This window comes from Pseudomonas sp. Pseusp97, from assembly GCF_047304025.1.
Classification (GTDB): Bacteria; Pseudomonadota; Gammaproteobacteria; order Pseudomonadales; family Pseudomonadaceae; genus Pseudomonas.
The window spans coordinates 1-239 of record NZ_JBGLYK010000604.1; the positions used below are offsets into that span (position 1 = coordinate 1).

Consider the following 239-nt stretch of genomic DNA (forward strand, 5'->3'; position numbering starts at 1 on the left):
CCCCTCGGTACCCGTGACGCGAGTATCCAGGTTGCCGAAGCCGGTCTCGGCACCCGTCATGCGGCTGTCCAGGCTAACGATGTCGTTACAGTTCAAGGTCGTCTGCTGGTTGGAGGCAAACAACTGCGAACCGTTCACGGCGTCAGTGCTGCCGCGCGACAGGAGGCCAGCAGCCACATGCTGCACGCTGCGTTCGGCCCCCTGCGCGCCCATGCTGACCACCCCCACCGGTGCTGCAC

At 65.7% G+C, this 239-nt stretch carries 1 protein-coding gene; it reads right to left on the reverse strand.

Annotated features, from left to right (window positions below):
- Positions 1-239: hypothetical protein (locus ACCC94_RS30500; protein WP_413353272.1), on the reverse strand; the 239-nt coding region annotated here is incomplete at both ends.